At 70.5% G+C, this 16,773-nt stretch carries 15 protein-coding genes; 9 read left to right on the top strand and 6 right to left on the bottom strand.

Going from position 1 to position 16,773, the window contains the following annotated elements:
• Position 1 precedes the first annotated feature (1 nt).
• The 9 genes from uvrC (at position 2) to H4J02_RS07185 (ending at position 8,348) form a co-directional block, all read left to right on the top strand.
• A complete protein-coding gene (gene uvrC / locus H4J02_RS07225) occupies positions 2-1,924 on the top strand; it encodes an excinuclease ABC subunit UvrC (RefSeq protein WP_187673978.1) in 1,923 nt (640 codons plus the stop codon).
• On the top strand, positions 1,921-2,793 hold the full coding sequence (gene rapZ / locus H4J02_RS07220) for an RNase adapter RapZ (RefSeq protein WP_187673977.1): 873 nt from the start codon (positions 1,921-1,923) through the stop codon (positions 2,791-2,793). The genes uvrC and rapZ overlap by 4 nt, the downstream gene beginning before the upstream one ends.
• A 51-nt stretch (positions 2,794-2,844) precedes the next feature.
• Positions 2,845-3,819: a DNA-binding protein WhiA gene (gene whiA / locus H4J02_RS07215; RefSeq protein ID WP_187673976.1), complete on the top strand. Its 975-nt coding sequence runs from the start codon at positions 2,845-2,847 to the stop codon at positions 3,817-3,819.
• A gap of 41 nt (positions 3,820-3,860) precedes the next feature.
• A complete protein-coding gene (locus tag H4J02_RS07210) occupies positions 3,861-4,487 on the top strand; it encodes a superoxide dismutase (protein ID WP_187673975.1) in 627 nt (208 codons plus the stop codon).
• Positions 4,488-4,583: 96 nt separating this feature from the next.
• On the top strand, positions 4,584-5,591 hold the full coding sequence (gene gap, locus H4J02_RS07205) for a type I glyceraldehyde-3-phosphate dehydrogenase (protein WP_187673974.1): 1,008 nt from the start codon (positions 4,584-4,586) through the stop codon (positions 5,589-5,591).
• A gap of 3 nt (positions 5,592-5,594) precedes the next feature.
• Positions 5,595-6,812, top strand: a complete 1,218-nt coding sequence (locus H4J02_RS07200) for a phosphoglycerate kinase (RefSeq protein WP_187673973.1) — start codon at positions 5,595-5,597, stop codon at positions 6,810-6,812.
• Positions 6,812-7,606, top strand: coding sequence for a triose-phosphate isomerase (tpiA, locus tag H4J02_RS07195; RefSeq protein WP_187673972.1), 795 nt, complete (start codon positions 6,812-6,814; stop codon positions 7,604-7,606). The genes H4J02_RS07200 and tpiA overlap by 1 nt, the downstream gene beginning before the upstream one ends.
• Before the next feature lie 74 nt (positions 7,607-7,680).
• Positions 7,681-7,944, top strand: coding sequence for a preprotein translocase subunit SecG (gene secG / locus H4J02_RS07190; RefSeq protein WP_187673971.1), 264 nt, complete (start codon positions 7,681-7,683; stop codon positions 7,942-7,944).
• Positions 7,945-7,979: 35 nt separating this feature from the next.
• Positions 7,980-8,348, top strand: a complete 369-nt coding sequence (locus tag H4J02_RS07185) for an RNA polymerase-binding protein RbpA (RefSeq protein ID WP_187673970.1) — start codon at positions 7,980-7,982, stop codon at positions 8,346-8,348.
• Positions 8,349-8,413: 65 nt separating this feature from the next.
• Here the strand turns inward: H4J02_RS07185 and pgl are convergent, their stop codons facing one another.
• The 6 genes from pgl to tkt are packed head-to-tail and all read right to left on the bottom strand — an operon-like array spanning position 8,414 to position 16,617.
• Positions 8,414-9,214, bottom strand: a complete 801-nt coding sequence (pgl, locus tag H4J02_RS07180) for a 6-phosphogluconolactonase (protein WP_262405969.1) — start codon at positions 9,212-9,214, stop codon at positions 8,414-8,416.
• 2 nt (positions 9,215-9,216) lie between these two features.
• Positions 9,217-10,179 carry a glucose-6-phosphate dehydrogenase assembly protein OpcA gene (locus tag H4J02_RS07175; RefSeq protein ID WP_187673968.1) on the bottom strand — a complete coding sequence of 321 codons (963 nt, stop codon included), beginning with the start codon at positions 10,177-10,179 and terminating at the stop codon, positions 9,217-9,219.
• A 52-nt stretch (positions 10,180-10,231) separates the two neighbouring features.
• Positions 10,232-11,773 carry a glucose-6-phosphate dehydrogenase gene (gene zwf, locus H4J02_RS07170; protein ID WP_187673967.1) on the bottom strand — a complete coding sequence of 514 codons (1,542 nt, stop codon included), beginning with the start codon at positions 11,771-11,773 and terminating at the stop codon, positions 10,232-10,234.
• 3 nt (positions 11,774-11,776) lie between these two features.
• The gene (locus H4J02_RS07165) at positions 11,777-13,375 is read right to left on the bottom strand and encodes a glucose-6-phosphate isomerase (protein WP_187673966.1); all 1,599 of its coding nucleotides are present in this window, start codon (positions 13,373-13,375) and stop codon (positions 11,777-11,779) included.
• Entirely contained in the window at positions 13,372-14,484 is a 1,113-nt protein-coding gene (tal, locus tag H4J02_RS07160) for a transaldolase (RefSeq protein WP_187673965.1), read from the bottom strand. Before tal ends, H4J02_RS07165 begins: the two co-directional genes overlap by 4 nt.
• A 33-nt stretch (positions 14,485-14,517) precedes the next feature.
• On the bottom strand, positions 14,518-16,617 hold the full coding sequence (tkt, locus tag H4J02_RS07155; protein WP_187673964.1) for a transketolase: 2,100 nt from the start codon (positions 16,615-16,617) through the stop codon (positions 14,518-14,520).
• Between the last annotated feature and the right edge of the window lie 156 nt (positions 16,618-16,773).

The following is a 16,773-nucleotide window of genomic DNA, read 5'->3' as shown; positions in this document are numbered from 1 at the left end:
GGTGGCGGCGGCGCCCCGCGCGGACGTGCTGCCCTGGCGTCCGAAGGCGGGGGAGATCCCGACCGCCCCGGGCGTCTACCGCTTCTCGGATTCCTCCGGACGCATCCTCTACGTCGGCAAGGCCGTCAACCTGCGGCAGCGGCTGTCGAACTACTTCCAGCCGCTCCGCAGCCTGCATGAGCGCACGCGTCATATGGTGCTCTCGGCATCCAAGGTCGAGTGGACGGTCGTCTCGAGCGACTTCGAGGCCCTTCAGCTCGAGTACACCTGGATCAAGGAGTTCGCGCCGCCGTACAACGTCAAGTTCCGCGACGACAAGAGCTACCCCTACATGGCCGTGACGCTCGGCGACGAGGCACCGCGCGTCATGGTCACGCGCAACCACCGCATCCCGGGCGCGCGTTACTTCGGGCCGTACCCGAAGGTGTGGGCCGTGCGCGAGACCATCGACCTGATGATCAAGGCGTTCCCGATCCGCACGTGCTCCGACTCGAGCTACAAGCGCGCGATGCAGACCGGACGCCCCTGCTTCCCCGGCCAGATCGGACGCTGCGGCGGGCCATGCTCGCAGAAGGTCACGATCGAGGAGCACCGCGAGATCGTCGACCAGTTCGTCGCGTTCATGGCGAGCCATGACCGACGCGTCATCGGCATCCTGCAGCGCGAGATGAAGGATGCCGCCGACGCCTTCGAGTACGAGCGCGCGGCGCGCATCCGCGACCGCATCCAGGCGCTCGAGAACGTGCTCGAGAAGAGCGCGGTCGTGCTGCCCGACGGCACCGACCTCGACGTGTTCGGCATCGAGGAGGACGAGCTCGCAGCCGCCGTGCAGCAGTTCACGGTGCGCGGCGGGCGCATCCGCGGAGTGCGCAGCTGGGTCGTCGACAAGGAGCTCGACATCAGCTCGGGCGACCTCGTCGAGTCGGTGCTCGAGACGGCGTACGAGACCGACGTGCCTCCGCGCGAGATCGTCGTGCCCGTGATCCCGGACGATGCCGGGGCGCTCGAGCTCTGGCTCGCCGGCCGTCGTGAGCGCGGCGCCGTGACGCTCAAGACGGCTCAGCGCGGAGACAAGGCCGCCGTGCTGCAGACGGCGACCCTCAACGCGAAGCAGGCCCTCGCGCTCTACAAGACACGTCGCACGGCCGACTACGTGGCGCGTACGCAGGCCCTCACGGAGCTGCAGGAGGCGCTCGGCCTCGCCGAGGCACCGCTGCGGATGGAGTGCTACGACGTGTCGCACCTCGGCGGCACGAACGTCGTCGCATCGATGGTCGTCTTCGAGGACGGGCTGCCGAAGAAGAGCGATTATCGCAAGTTCGCCGTGCACGACACCGTCGACGACACCGAGTCGATGGCGCAGGTGCTGCGGCGCCGCCTCTCGCGCCTCGACGAGGACGACGCCCCGCCCGCGGAGGAGGGCGTGCGCCAGAAGCGGCGCTTCGCCTACCGCCCCGGGCTCATCATCGTCGACGGCGGACAGCCGCAGGTTCAGGCGGCGGCCGCGGTGCTCGAGGAGCTCGGCATCGACGACATCCCCCTCGTGGGGCTCGCGAAGCGCCTCGAAGAGGTGTGGCTGCCCGACGACGAGTTCCCCGTCATCCTGCCGCGCGGCAGTGAGGCGCTCTTCCTGCTCCAGCGCATCCGCGACGAGGCCCACCGCTTCGCGATCACCTTCCAGCGTCAGAAGCGGCGCGCCGACATCGGCACCGTGCTCTCGGAGATCCCCGGCCTCGGCCCGGCCCGCTCGAAGGAGCTCCTGCGGCACTTCGGCTCGGTCCGCCGTCTGCGGGCCGCGAGCCTCGACGAGATCGCCGAGGTGCGGGGTATCGGGCCGCAGCTCGCCCAGTCCATCGCGACTAGGCTGGGTGCAGGTCAGGCGGATGCCGCCGACCAGCCCGAGGAGCAGGAAGACGAGGCATGAGCGACGCGAACGAACGCGAGATGCTCATCGTCACGGGCATGTCCGGCGCGGGCCGCTCGACCGTCGCCAACGCCCTCGAAGACCTCGGCTGGTACGTCGTCGACAACCTCCCGCCGCAGATGCTGCGCCCGCTCGTCGACCTCGGCGCGCACACGGGGGAGGCGATCCCCAAGATCGCCGCGGTCATCGACGTACGCGGCGGCCGGCTCTTCGCGGATGCGCAGCAGACCATCGCCGAGCTGCGCGAGTCGAGCGACGCCCGCCTCGTGTTCCTCGACGCGACGGATTCGGCGCTCGTCCGCCGCTTCGAGCAGGTGCGGCGTCCGCATCCGCTGCAGGGGGACGGCACGCTGCTCGACGGCATCCTCGCCGAGCGCTCCCGCATGGCGGGCCTGCGCGAGCAGAGCGACCTCGTCATCGACACGACCGACTTCAACATCCACCAGCTCGCGAACCGGGTCGCGGAGCTCTTCCGCGAGGAGTCCGCGCCCTCGCTCAAGCTCACGGTCATGAGCTTCGGCTTCAAGTACGGACTTCCGCCCGACGCCGACATGGTGGCCGACATGCGCTTCCTGCCGAACCCCTACTGGGTTCCCGAGCTCGCGCCGCAGACGGGCCTCGACGAGCCCGTGCGCGACTACGTGCTGAGCCAGCCCGACGCGCCCGAGTTCATCGAGCACTTCGTCGCCGCGCTCACCGCGGTGGCCGACGGGTACAGGCGGGAGAACAAGCGCCACGCTACGATCGCCATGGGATGCACGGGCGGAAAGCACCGCTCCGTGGCGGCCACCGAGGAGGTGGCGCGCCGCCTCCGCGCGATTCCCGGGGTCTCCGTCACCGTGCGGCATCGCGACCTGGGACGCGAGTGACAGCGTGAGTGACATGGCATCGAGACGACGACGAGAGACGAGGATGAGCGGGTGGCATTGACGGCGGACGTGAAGGACGAGCTCGTCGCCGTCGAGGTGAGCAAGACGAGCGTGCGGGCGGCCGAGCTCGCGGCGCTCCTGCGCTTCTCGGGGGGCCTGCACATCATCTCGGGACGCATCGCCGTCGAGTCGGAGCTCGACTCGCAGAAGGTCGCGCAGCGCGTGCGCCGCGACCTCGCCGAGCTCTACGGCGTCCGCTCCGAGGGCAAGGTCATCAGCTCAGGCGCCGGCAAGGGCGCGACCTACGTCGTGCGTGTCGTCGAGGGCGGCGAGACCCTCGCGCGTCAGACGGGACTGCTCGACGCCCGCCGCCGCCCCATCCGCGGCCTCCCGAACCGCCTCACGACGGGCAACCGCGAGGATCTCGCGGCGATCTGGCGCGGCGCCTTCCTGGCCCGCGGCAGCCTCACCGACCCCGGCCGTTCGGCGGCGCTGGAGGTCGTGTGCCCCGGCAACGAGGCCGCCATGGCGCTCGTCGGCGCGGCCGGCCGCCTTCGCATCCCGGCAAAGGCGCGTGAGGTGCGCGGCGTGCACCGCGTCGTCGTGCGCGAGGGCGAGGCGATCGCCGCGATGCTGCGCCTCATGGGCGCCGCCGCGACCGTCGCTGCATGGGAGGAGATGCGCCAGCGCCGCGAGGTGCGCGCCACCGCCAACCGCCTCGTGAACTTCGACGACGCGAACCTCCGCCGCTCCGCCCAGGCGGCCGTCGCGGCATGCGCACGCGTCGAGCGCGCTCTCGAGATCCTCGGCGACGAGGTGCCCGACCACCTGCGGTACGCGGGCGAGCTGCGCCTCGGCCACCGCGACGCGAGTCTCGACGAGCTCGGCCACTTCGCCGACCCGCCCATGACGAAGGATGCGGTCGCCGGCCGCATCCGCCGACTCCTCGCGATGGCCGACAAGCGCGCCGTCGACCTCGGGGTGCCCGGCACCGACGCCAACCTGCCTCCCGAGCTCGACGACTAGAGCCCTGGGCCGCTGGACCTCAAGAAGGAAGAAGGAGAACCATGGCCGTCTACAGCCTCCCGGATCTGCCCTACGACTACGCGGCGCTCGAGCCGAGCATCAGCGCCCGCATCATGGAGCTGCACCACGACAAGCACCACGCGGCCTACGTCGCGGGCGCGAACACCGCCCTCGAGAAGCTCGAGGAGGCGCGCGAGTCGGGCGACTTCACGAACGTGCCGAAGCTCGAGAAGGACCTCGCCTTCCACCTCGGCGGCCACGTCAACCACTCGATCTTCTGGAACAATCTCTCGCCGGACGGCGGCGACAAGCCCGTGGGCGAGCTCGCGGCTGCGATCGACGAGTTCTTCGGCTCGTTCGACAAGTTCGTCGGCCACTTCAGCGCCGCCGCGAACAGCCTCCAGGGCTCCGGCTGGGCCGTGCTCGCGTGGGACCCGGTGGGCTCGCGTCTGCTCGTGCACCAGCTCTACGACCAGCAGAACAACACCCCGCTCGGCATCACGCCCATCCTGCAGCTCGACATGTGGGAGCACGCGTTCTACCTCGACTACGTCAACGTCAAGGCCGACTACGTGAAGGCGTTCTGGAACATCGCCAACTGGGCGGATGCGGGTGCCCGCTTCGAGGCGGCCCGCTCGGGCGGCGCGGGGCTGCTGCTACTGTCGTAGCAGGCGAGGCGGCCGGAGCCCGCGCTCCGGCCGCATCCCCCCACAATCACCCCACCACTAGACACACCGCGCCCCCAGCGCAATCAAGGAGAACACGTGTCCGTCAAGATCGGCATCAACGGCTTCGGCCGGATCGGTCGCAACTACTTCCGCGCCGCACTCGCTCAGGGCAGCGACCTCGAGATCGTCGCCGTGAACGACCTCACGGACAACAAGACGCTCGCGCACCTGCTCAAGTACGACTCGATCACGGGTCGTCTCGGCGCCGAGGTCGAGTACGACGACGAGAACATCGTCGTCGACGGCAAGGCCATCCGCGTCTTCGAGGAGCGCGACCCCGCCCTGCTCCCGTGGTCGGACTACGGCGTCGACATCGTCATCGAGTCGACCGGCCGCTTCACGAAGGCCGCCGACGCGCGCAAGCACATCGACGGCGGCGGCGCCAAGAAGGTGCTCATCTCCGCCCCCGCCACCGGCGAGGACGCCACGTTCGTCATGGGCGTGAACGAGGACACCTACGACCCCGAGAAGCACCACATCATCTCGAACGCGTCGTGCACCACGAACTGCCTCGCGCCGCTCGCCAAGGTCTTCAACGACAACTTCGGCATCGAGCGCGGCCTCATGACGACGGTCCACGCCTACACGGCCGACCAGAACCTGCAGGACGGCCCGCACAGCGACCTCCGTCGTGCGCGCGCCGCCGCAGTCAACATCGTCCCGACCTCGACGGGCGCCGCGAAGGCCATCGGCCTCGTGCTCCCGGAGCTCGTCGGCAAGCTCGACGGCTTCGCCCTGCGCGTCCCGGTGCCGACCGGCTCCATCACCGACCTCACCGTCACCGCGACGAAGTCGGCCACCGTCGACGAGATCAAGGCGGTCTACAAGGAGGCTGCCGAGGGGTACCTCAAGGGCATCCTGAAGTACACCGAGGACGAGATCGTCTCGAGCGACATCGTCACCGACCCGCACTCGTCGATCTTCGACGCGGGCCTCCTGCGCGTCATCGGCGACCAGGTCAAGCTGTCGTCTTGGTACGACAACGAGTGGGGCTACTCGAACCGCCTCGTCGACCTCACCGCGTACGTCGCCGAGCGCCTCTAAGCGATGGCCCTCCGGACGATCGACAGCCTGGGAGGGCTGTCCGGCAAGGTCGTGCTCCTGCGCTGCGACCTCAACGTTCCCCTCAAGGACGGTGTCATCACCGACGACGGGCGCGTGCGCGCATCCGTCCCGACCATCCGCCTTCTCCTCGAGAAGGGCGCGAAGGTCGTCGTGATGAGCCACCTCGGTCGTCCGGAGGGCGCACCCGACCCGAAGTACTCGCTCGCACCCGTCGCGGTGCGCCTGGGCGAGCTGCTCGGCGTCGATGTCGCGTTCTCGCCGGAGACGGTGGGGGAGTCGGCCGCCGGCGTCATCGCGGCGACCCCGACCCCCGGCGTCGTGCTGCTCGAGAACCTGCGCTTCAACGCGGGTGAGGCGTCGAAGGACGCCGCCGAGCGCGAGGCCTTCGCTGCGGAGCTCGCGGCCCTCGGCGACGTCGTGGTGTCCGACGGGTTCGGCGTCGTGCACCGCAAGCAGGCGAGCGTCTACGAGCTCGTGAAGGCGCTCCCGAGCGCGGCGGGCCTGCTGATCGCCGCGGAGCTCGAGGTGCTCGACAAGCTCACCGAGACCCCCGAGCGGCCGTACACGGTCGTGTTGGGCGGCTCCAAGGTCTCCGACAAGCTCGGCGTCATCGGGCACCTGCTGCCCCGCGTCGACGCGCTGCTCATCGGCGGCGGCATGCTCTTCACCTTCCTCGCGGCCCAGGGCCACAAGGTGGCCTCGAGCCTTCTCGAGGAGGACCAGCTCGACACCGTCCGCGGCTACCTCTCCGAGGCGGCCGAGCGCGGCGTCGAGCTCGTGCTGCCGACGGATGTCGTGGTCGCCTCCGGCTTCTCGGCCGACGCCGAGCATGTCGTGGCCCCCGCCGACGGCATCGAGGACACCGCCTTCGGCGCGTCCGGCATCGGGCTCGACATCGGGCCCGACACGGCGACGGCCTTCGCGGAGCGCGTGCGCAGCTCGAAGACCGTGTTCTGGAACGGCCCCATGGGCGTCTTCGAGTTCCCGGCCTTCGCCGCGGGCACGCGCGCCGTCGCCGAGGCGCTCACCCACGTGGAGGGTCTCGGCGTCGTGGGCGGCGGCGACTCCGCCGCCGCGATCCGCCAGCTCGGCTTCGCCGACGACCAGTTCGGGCACGTCTCGACGGGCGGCGGGGCCAGCCTCGAGTTCCTCGAGGGCAAGAAGCTTCCGGGCCTCGAGGTCCTCGGATGGGAGAACTGATGGCGAACGCCACCCGCACACCGTTCATCGCCGGCAACTGGAAGATGAACCTCGACCACCTGCAGGCGATCGCCTTCGTGCAGAAGCTCGCGTGGACGCTCAAGGACAAGAACCACGACTTCTCCGACGTCGAGGTCGCCGTCTTCCCGCCGTTCACCGACCTGCGCTCCGTGCAGACGCTCATCGAGGGCGACAAGCTCGAGCTCAAGTTTGGCGCGCAGGACCTGTCGCAGCACGACTCGGGCGCCTACACGGGTGAGGTCTCGGGCGCCTTCCTCGCCTCGCTCGACGCCGCGTACGTCATCATCGGGCACTCGGAGCGTCGCCAGTACCACGCCGAGTCCGACGAGATCGTGGCGGCGAAGGTCGCCGCGGCCCACCGTCACGGCATCGTGCCCGTCATCTGCGTGGGGGAGACCGCCGAGGACCTCGAGCAGCACGGCCCGAGCGCCGTACCCGTCGCGCAGCTGCGCGCCGCGCTCGAAGGCGCCGTCGCGGGCAAGGAGATCGTCGTCGCCTACGAGCCCGTCTGGGCGATCGGCTCCGGCCAGGCGGCCACGAGCGCCCAGGCGCAGCAGGTGTGCGAGGCTCTGCGTACCGTGCTCGCCGAGGTGCAGGGCGACGAGGCCGCCGCGGCCACGCGCATCCTGTACGGCGGCTCGGTGAAGGCCGCGAACATCGCGGGCTTCCTCAAGGAGCCGGATGTCGACGGCGCCCTCGTGGGCGGCGCGAGCCTCCAGCTCGAGGAGTTCGCGAGCATCGTGCGCTTCAAGAGCCACGTCGGCACGCTCTGAACCGGCCCCTCGCTTATACTGAACCTCGGCCCTTCGGCCGACCCGCAAGCCCGAAAGTCAGGAAGACACTCGTCATGGACGTTCTCTGGTCGATCGTGCAGGTCGCCTTCCAGATCCTGCTCGGCATCACCAGCCTCCTGCTGACGCTGCTGATCCTGCTGCACAAGGGACGCGGTGGCGGCCTGTCCGACATGTTCGGCGGCGGTGTGACGAGCAACCTGGGCGCCTCCGGCGTCGCGGAGCGCAACCTCAACCGCATCACGGTCGCGCTCGGCATCACGTGGTTCTTCTCCATCGTCGTGCTGGGCCTTCTCACCAAGTTCGGCGTCGGCGTCTAAGCCGCGCCGCGACCACCACACCCGAGGAGAGAGCTATGGCATCGGGCGGCAGCGCCATCCGCGGTTCCCGCGTCGGATCCGGCCCCATGGGCGAGCAGGATCGCGGCTATCACGCCGACCGCGTCGCGGTCTCGTACTGGGACGCGCTCGGCAACGAGACGGTCCGCTACTTCGCGGCGAACCTCCCCGAGGAGGAGATCCCCGACATCATCGACAGCCCCTCGACGGGTCTGCCGGCGGGTCGCGACAAGGACAACCCTCCCGCGCTCCAGAAGACGGAGCCCTACAAGACGCACCTCGCGTATGTGAAGGAGCGCCGCACGGAGCAGGAGGCGGAGCAGATCCTCGAGGACGCGCTCCGTCAGCTGCGCGAGCGTCGCGGTACCGCCGCTCCCGCCTCCTGACGCATCCCGGTCAGCCCGTCTGAGCGATCGCTCCCGCGGGCTTCGACGCTGCGCGGGCGCGGCGCTCAGGCCTGCGGGACCTCGTGCGCCGCGGTCCAGAAGCGCTCGCGCGTAAGCAGGTTCTCGGGCACCTCGGCCGCGGCGTCCACGTCGACGAAGAACACCGTGCGGAGTCTGCCGCGCACGCCCGCGACGGGAACGTCGGCGGGGTTCGCATCGGCGAGTGCGAGGCCCAGAGCGCCCGCCTTGTCGGAGCCTGCCATAACGAGCCACACGCGCTCCGAGGAGTTGATGACGGGCAGCGTGAGCGTGAGGCGCTCGGGCGGGGGCTTCGGTGAGTTCGTCTCCGGCAGCACGACGTTCGCGCGGTCGCGCACGGCCTCGTGGTCGGGGAAGAGGGATGCGACGTGCCCGTCGGGTCCGACGCCGAGGAACGTGAGGTCGAAGACCGGGTGGTCGGCGCCGTCCGGCGCCGCGGCCGCGAGCTCTGCAGCGTACGCCTCGGCTGCCTCCTCGATCGTGGCGTGCTCGCCGAGTGCGGGGAAGGCCTTGATCTGCTCGGGGCGGAGGTCGAGGGCGTCGAGGAGAGCGCGGCGCGACTGCGTCTCGTTGCGCTCCGGGTCGCCCTTCGGGAGGTAGCGCTCATCGCCCCACCAGAAGGTGACGCGCGACCAGTCGACCTTGTCGGAGCCCTTCGCGCCGGCGACGGCCGCGAGGACGGCCTCGCCCATCGTGCCACCCGTGAGCACGACGTGCGCCTCGGGCTTCTCGTCGAGGATCTCGCGCATCCGCTTCACGAAGCGGGCCGCGACCGCAGTCGCCAGACTCGCCTTGCCGTCGTAGACGCGCACACGTCGTTCGCTCACGGTCACTTCCCTCCGGACCCGGCTCCCGTGGCGGGCGCCTCGATGAGCGCGAGCCCCTTCTGCACGACCTCGCCGAAGAGGTCGTCGGGGTCGAGCCTACGCAATTCCTCGGCGAGGCAGTCGCGCAGGCTGCGGCGGGGGAGCGAGATGTCGTGGGACGGCTGGTTCGGCTGCGCGAGCGTCGCGATGCCGGGCTGCTCGCGCTCGAGTCGGACGTCGCCCGACGCGCGCGTGAGCGTCACGCCGTGGATGCCGGTCGAGCCGCGCACATCCGTCGTCTCGAGGTCGACGGGTGCGTCGAGCTGCAGGCGCAGCCAGGCGGCGAGGAGCTCGGTCGACGGGGAGTCGGACGAGCCGCTCACGGCGATCCGCTCGACGGGCTCGTACGGCGGCTGGTCGAGCACCGCCGCGAGCTGGGCGCGCCACAGGGTGAGCCGCGTCCAGGCGAAGTCGGTGTCGCCGGGGCGGTAGGTCCGGCCGAGCGTCGCGAGAGCCTCGACGGGGCGCGGGTGCTCCGCGGCATCCGTGATACGGCGCTGTGCGATGCGACCGAGAGCGGATGCGCTCGGCACCTCGGGCGCCTGCCGCGGCCACCACACGACCACGGGCGCATCCGGCAGCAGGAGGCTCATGACGAGCCCCTCCTCGTCGGATGCGGCGGCGCCGTAGGCGCGCAGCACGACGACCTCGCTCGCGCCCGCGTCGCCGCCCACGCGGATCTGCCCGTCGATGCGGGCCTCCTCGTCGTCGGCGGGCTCGGCGCGGCGGGAGAGCACGATGACGCGCATCGGGTGCTCGCGCGAGGCGTCGTTGGCGGCCTCGATGGCCTCCTCCTCGTCGCCGAGGGTCGTCGCGATGACGAGGGTCAGCACGCGGCCGAGGGCGACCGCGCCGCCCTCCTCGCGGATCTTCACGAGGGCCTTGGAGATGGCGCTCGTGGTGGTGTCGGGAAGGTCGACGATCATGGTTCTCTCCTGATGTGCCGCATCTCGATGCGGAGGTCCGAGGCCTTCCGCATCATGGACGACGCCAGGTGCGGCCGTCGCGCGCGAGCAGCTCGTCGGCGGACGCGGGACCCCACGTGCCGGGCTTGTACTGCTCGAGGGGGCCGCCGAGCGACTCCCAGTACTGCTCCACGGGGTCGAGGATCTTCCAGCTGAGCTCGACCTCCTCGTGGCGCGGGAAGAGCGGCGGGTCGCCGAGCAGCACGTCGAGGATGAGCCGCTCGTAGGCCTCGGGGCTCGCCTCCGTGAAGGCGTGGCCGTACCCGAAGTCCATCGTGACGTCGCGCACCTGCATCCCCGCACCCGGCACCTTGGAGCCGAAGCGGATGGTGACGCCCTCGTCGGGCTGGACACGGATGACGAGCGCGTTGGAGCCCAGCGCCGAGGTCTGCGACTCGGCGAACAGGTACTGCGGTGCGCGCTTGAACACGACCGCGATCTCGGTGACGCGGCGTCCAAGGCGCTTGCCGGCGCGCAGGTAGAACGGCACCCCCGCCCAGCGGCGCGTGTTGATCTCGAGCTTGAGCGCCGCGTAGGTCTCGGTGACCGACTGGGGGTTCATGCCGTCCTCGTCGAGGAACCCGAGCACCTTTTCGCCGCCCTGCCATCCGCCCGCGTACTGGCCGCGGGCCGTCGCGGTGCCGAGGTCCTTCGGCAGGTGCACGGCCGAGAGCACCTTCTCCTTCTCGGCACGGAGGTCGGCGGCGTCGAACGACACCGGCTCTTCCATGGCCGTGAGCGCGAGCAACTGCAGGAGGTGGTTCTGGATGACGTCGCGCGCCGCGCCGATGCCGTCGTAGTAGCCCGCGCGGCCGCCGACGCCGATGTCCTCGGCCATCGTGATCTGCACGTGGTCGACGTAGTTGGCGTTCCAGATCGGCTCGTAGAGCTGGTTGGCGAAGCGGAGCGCCAGGATGTTCTGGACGGTCTCCTTGCCGAGGTAGTGGTCGATGCGGAACACGCTGTCGGCGGGGAACACCGACTCGACGACGTCGTTGAGCTCACGGGCCGACTGCAGGTCGTGCCCGAACGGCTTCTCGATGACGACGCGACGCCATTGACCGGGCACCTGCTCGGCGAGGCCCGAGCGACGCAGCTGCTCGGTGACGACGGGGAACGACTTGGGCGGGATCGACAGGTAGAAGGCGTGGTTGCCGTTCGTGCCGCGCGTCTCGTCGAGGTCGGAGAGCGTCTGCTTGAGCCGGTCGAACGCGCTGTCGTCGTCGAACTCGCCCTGCACGAACCGGATGCCCTGCTTGAGCTGGCGCCACACGTCCTCGTCGAAGGGCGTACGCGCGTACTGCTTGACCGCGTCGTGCACGACCTTCTCGAAGTCCTGGTCGGCCCAGTCGCGGCGCGCGAAGCCGACGAGGCCGAAGCCCGGCGGGAGCAGTCCGCGGTTGGCGAGGTCGTAGACCGCCGGCATCAGCTTCTTGCGCGACAGGTCGCCCGTCACACCGAAGATGATGAGGCTCGACGGGCCCGCGATGCGGTTGAGCCGCCGATCCGTCGGGATCCGGAGCGGGTTGTGATTCCGCGAGATCTCCGCCGGCATCGCTCAGCCGATCCGCTCGCGGAGCGTCGCGACACCGTCGACGACGTCCGGGAGCGTGAGCGTCAGCACAGGGCGGCCGTGGTCGGCGAGCACGCTCGCGTCGCCCGCGGCCTGCGCCTGGATGAGCTGGCCGAAGGTGAACGGACGCTCGGGGATCTCGAGGTCCTCGCCACCGGCGCCGACGATCTGCAGGAACACGCCGATCGCGGGCCCGCCCTTGTGGAACTGGCCGGTCGAATGCAGGAACCGAGGGCCCCATCCGAAGGTCACCGGCCTACCCGAGCGGCGCGCGAGCGCCTCGCGGATGGCGGGGAGGCCCGGGAAGGCGGGGCGGTCGAGGTAGGCCTGCACCGAGACGTAGCCGTTCTCGGGGAGAGCCGCGAGGAGCGCGTCGATGGCGCCGTCGAGGGTCTCGTCGGCGACCTCGAGTCCGCCGGCCGTGCGCACCTCGACGCCCTCGCTCGTGAAGAGCGCGGGGACGGGCTCCGGGCGTGCGTCGAGGAGACCGCGCGCGGCGATCTTCGCCGACTCGACGTCGGGCTGGTCGAACGGGTTGATGCCCAGGAGGCGCCCCGCGACCGCGGTCGCGTACTCCCACACGAGGAGCTGGCCGCCGAGCGAGCCCGACACCTCGATCTCGCCCGCGCGGACCTCGCGCGTCTCTCGCTCGTTGGCGACGAGCCGCACGATCTGGACGTCGGGGAGACCCGCCGTGACCTCGTAGGAGTCGACGTCGAGCACGACGGGGAGCACACCGGTGCCGTCCTTGCCGGTCGACTCGGCGATGAGCTGCTCGACCCAGTCGCCGAAGCCGACGATGTGGGTGCCGTCCGAGACGATCCCGAGCTTGTCGCGCAGCGGCGAGGTGCCTGCGATCGCGGCGCCGAGCACGAGGCCCGGGTTGCGCTCGTCGTCGAGGGCGAGCTCGAGCGTCACGGCCTGGGCCTCGTCGAGCAGCTCGGCGATGTCGACGCCCGCGAGGCCTGTCGGCACGAGGCCGAAGGCCGTGAGGGCCGAGTAGCGTCCGCCCACGGTGGGGTCGGCGTTGAAGACGCGGTAGCCGTCGGCGCGCGCCGACTGGTCGAGCGGCGAGCCCGGGTCGGTCACGACGACGATGCGCTCGGTCGGGTCGATCCCCGCGTCGCGGAAGGCCTTCTCGTAGACGCGCTTCTGGCTGTCGGTCTCGACGGTCGAGCCCGACTTCGACGAGATGACGACGGCCGTCGAGGCGAGGCGGTCCTCGAGGGCCGCGCGCACCTGGGCGGGGTCGGTCGAGTCGAGCACCGTGAGGGCGACACCGTAGGTGTTCGCGATGACCTCGGGCGCGAGCGAGGAGCCGCCCATGCCGCCGAGCACAATGTGGTTCACGCCCTTCCCTCGCAGCTCGTCGCGCAGGGCCAGGATGTCGTCGACGAGGCCCTCTGAGACCGCGACGGCCTCCGTCCAGCCGAGGCGCTTCGACGCCTCGTCTTCGGCCGCGGCACCCCACAGGGTCTCGTCCTGCGTCGTGATGCGACCGGCCACGCCGTCCGCCACGAGCTGGGGGACGTGCCGTGCGACGGCCTCGGCCGCCGCACCCGTCACGGCGACCGTGACGGTCACTTCGCTGCCTCCAGCGCCGCCGTGACCGTGTCGAGCAGCTCGTTCCACGACACGATGAACTTCTCCACGCCCTCGCGCTCGAGGGTCTCGGTGACGTCGTCGTAGTCGACGCCGACGGCCGCGAGGTCGTCGAGCACCTTGCGGGCCGCGGCGTAGGAGCCCGTCACGGCATCGCCGTGCAGGGGAGCGTGATCGAAGGTCGCCTCGAGGGTCTTCTCGGGCATCGTGTTGACGACGCCCGACACCGCGAGCTCGGTGACGTAGAGCGTGTCGGGGAGGGCCGGGTCCTTGACGCCCGTCGACGCCCACAGCGGCCGCTGCAGGTTCGCACCGGCGGCGAGGAGCGCCTTCGCGCGGTCGGTCGCGAACTCCTCCTCGAAGAGCTGGTAGGCGAGCTGGGCGTTCGCGACGCCCGCCTTGCTCTTGAGGGCGACCGCCTCATCCGTTCCGATCGCCTCGAGGCGCTTGTCGATCTCGGTGTCGACGCGCGACACGAAGAACGAGGCGACCGAGTGGATCGTCGAGAGGTCGTGGCCGGCGGCCTGGGCCTTCTCCAGACCCGCGAGGTAAGCCTCGATGACGGCCCGGTGGCGCTCGAGACTGAAGATGAGGGTCACGTTGACGCTGATGCCCTTCGCGATCGTCTCGGTGATCGCCTCGAGGCCCTCGATGGTCGCGGGGATCTTGATCATCGCGTTCGGGCGGTCGACCTTGGCCCACAGCTGCTCGGCCTGCGCGATCGTGCCGGTGGCGTCGTGCGCGAGGCCCGGCTCGACCTCGATCGAGACGCGGCCGTCGACGCCGTTCGTGGCGTCGTACACCGGGCGGAAGATGTCGGACGCAGTGGCCACGTCATCCGTCGTGATCTCGAAGACGGCGTCGGTGACGCTCGCGCCCGACTTCGCGAGGCCCGCGACCTGCTCGTCGTAGGCCTGGCCCTTGGCGAGGGCCGCGGCGAAGATCGTCGGGTTGGTGGTGACGCCGACGACGTCGCGCTCGGCGATGAGCTTCTCGAGCCCTCCCGAGGCGATGCGCTCGCGCGACAGGTCGTCGAGCCAGATGCTCACACCGAGTGCGGACAGCTCGGCGGTCTTGGTGTTCTCGGACATGATGTGGATCTTCTTCCGTGGAGGGGGTTCGGGTCAGTTGCTCGCCGCGGCGAGGGAGTCCTTGGCGGCCGCGACGACGTGCTCCGTCGTGATGCCGAACTCGCGGTAGAGGGTCTTGTAGTCGGCCGACGCGCCGAAGTGCTCGATCGACACGGCGCGGCCGTGCGCGCCGAGGAACGGCGCCCACGTGAGCGAGAGGCCGGCCTCGACCGACACGCGCGCGGTGACCGACGACGGCAGCACCGACTCGCGATACGCGGCGTCCTGCTCGGCGAACCACTCCTGGCTCGGCACCGACACGACTCGCGCGTTGACACCCTCGGCCTTCAGCTGCTCACGCGCCTCGAGGGCGAACTGCACCTCGGAGCCCGTCGCGAGCAGGATGACGTCGGGCGTGCCGCCGGGAGCCTCGGCGAGCACGTACGCGCCACGCGAGACGTTCTGCGCCGAGGCGAGGGTGTCGCCCTCGGCCGCGCCCTCGCCGCGCGCGAACACGGGGAGGTTCTGCCGGCTGAGCGCGATGCCCGCCGGACCGTTGCGGCGCTCGAGGATCGTCTTCCACGCCCATGCGACCTCGTTGGCGTCCGCGGGGCGGACGATGTCGAGGCCCGGGATGGCGCGGAGGGCCGTGAGCTGCTCGATCGGCTGGTGCGTGGGGCCGTCCTCGCCCAGCGCGACGGAGTCATGCGTCCAGACGAAGATCGACGGCACCTTCATGAGGGCCGCGAGACGCACCGCCGGGCGCATGTAGTCGCTGAAGATGAGGAACGTGCCGCCGAAGGCGCGCGTGTTGCCGTGCAGCACGATGCCGTTGAGGATCGCGCCCATGGCGTGCTCGCGGATGCCGAAGTGCAGCACGCGGCCGTACTGGTCGCCCGACCACTCGTGCGTCGACCACTGCGGCGGCACGAACGACTTGGCGCCCTCGATCGTCGTGAGGTTCGACTCGGCGAGGTCGGCGGATCCGCCCCACAGCTCCGGGATGACGGCGCCTAGCGCGCCCAGCACCTTGCCGCTCGCAGCGCGCGTCGAGAGGTCCTTGCCCGCCTCAAACACGGGGAGCGCGTCCTCGATGCCCTCGGGCAGCGCGCCGGACTCGATGCGGTCGAAGAGCGCCTTCTTCTCGGGGTTCGCGGCAGCCCAGGCGTCGAAGGCCTTCTGCCACTCGGCGTGCGCCTCCTGGCCGCGCTCGACGAGCGCGCGCGTGTGCGTGATGACCTCGTCCGCGACGACGAACGTCTCGGCCGGGTCGAAGCCGAGCACCTGCTTGACCGCGGCGAGCTCCTCGGCGCCGAGCGCCGATCCGTGGATCTTGCCGGTGTTCTGCTTCTTGGGGCTCGGCCATCCGATGATCGTCTTGAGGATGATGAGGCTCGGCTTGTCGCGCTCGCCCTGCGCCGCGAGGATCGCGTCGTAGAGGGCCTGCACGTCCTCGACGTACTCGCCCGTCTTCTTCCAGTCGACGGTCTGCACCTGCCAGCCGTACGCCTCGTAGCGCTTGGCCACATCCTCGGTGAAGGCGATGTTGGTGTCGTCCTCGATCGAGATCTGGTTCGAGTCGTAGATCGCGATGAGGTTGCCGAGCTGCTGGTGGCCGGCGAGCGAGGATGCCTCGGCGCTCACGCCCTCCTGCAGGTCGCCGTCGCCCGCGATGACGTAGGTGAAGTGGTCGAACGGGCTCGCGCCGTCGGCCGCCTCGGGGTCGAAGAGACCGCGCTCGAAGCGCTGCGCGTAGGCGAAGCCCACGGCGGAGGAGATGCCCTGGCCGAGCGGGCCCGTCGTGATCTCGACGCCGTCCGTGTGGCCGTACTCGGGGTGACCGGGGGTCTTCGAGCCCCAGGTGCGGAGCGACTTGAGGTCGTCGAGCTCGAGTCCGAAGCCGCCCAGGTAGAGCTGGACGTACTGGGTCAGCGAGCTGTGGCCCGCGGAGAGGATGAAGCGGTCACGCCCGACCCAGTGCGTGTCGGACGGGTCATGACGCATGACCTTCTGGAAGAGGAGGTAGGCGGCGGGCGCGAGGCTCATCGCCGTTCCCGGGTGGCCGTTGCCGACCTTCTCCACGGCGTCCGCGGCGAGGATGCGCGCCGTGTCGACCGCCTTCTTGTCGAGCTCGTCCCAGGAGAGTGCTGCCACTGAATGTCGACCTTTCGCAGGCGGGGCAGCTTTCACGCGCCCCGGGGTGGTGTCCGCTCACCGAATCGGACTTCGACGGCGCACCGCACGCGCCGCACATCGTCCGGGGGTCGGAGGTGGGGGAGGCGCACGCGGTCGGCGAGCAAGGCCAGCATA

The organism is Protaetiibacter sp. SSC-01 (assembly GCF_014483895.1).
Taxonomy (GTDB): domain Bacteria; phylum Actinomycetota; class Actinomycetes; order Actinomycetales; family Microbacteriaceae; genus Homoserinibacter.
Note: the sequence above shows the minus strand (reverse complement) of the source record. Positions and strands in the feature narration are given on the sequence as shown.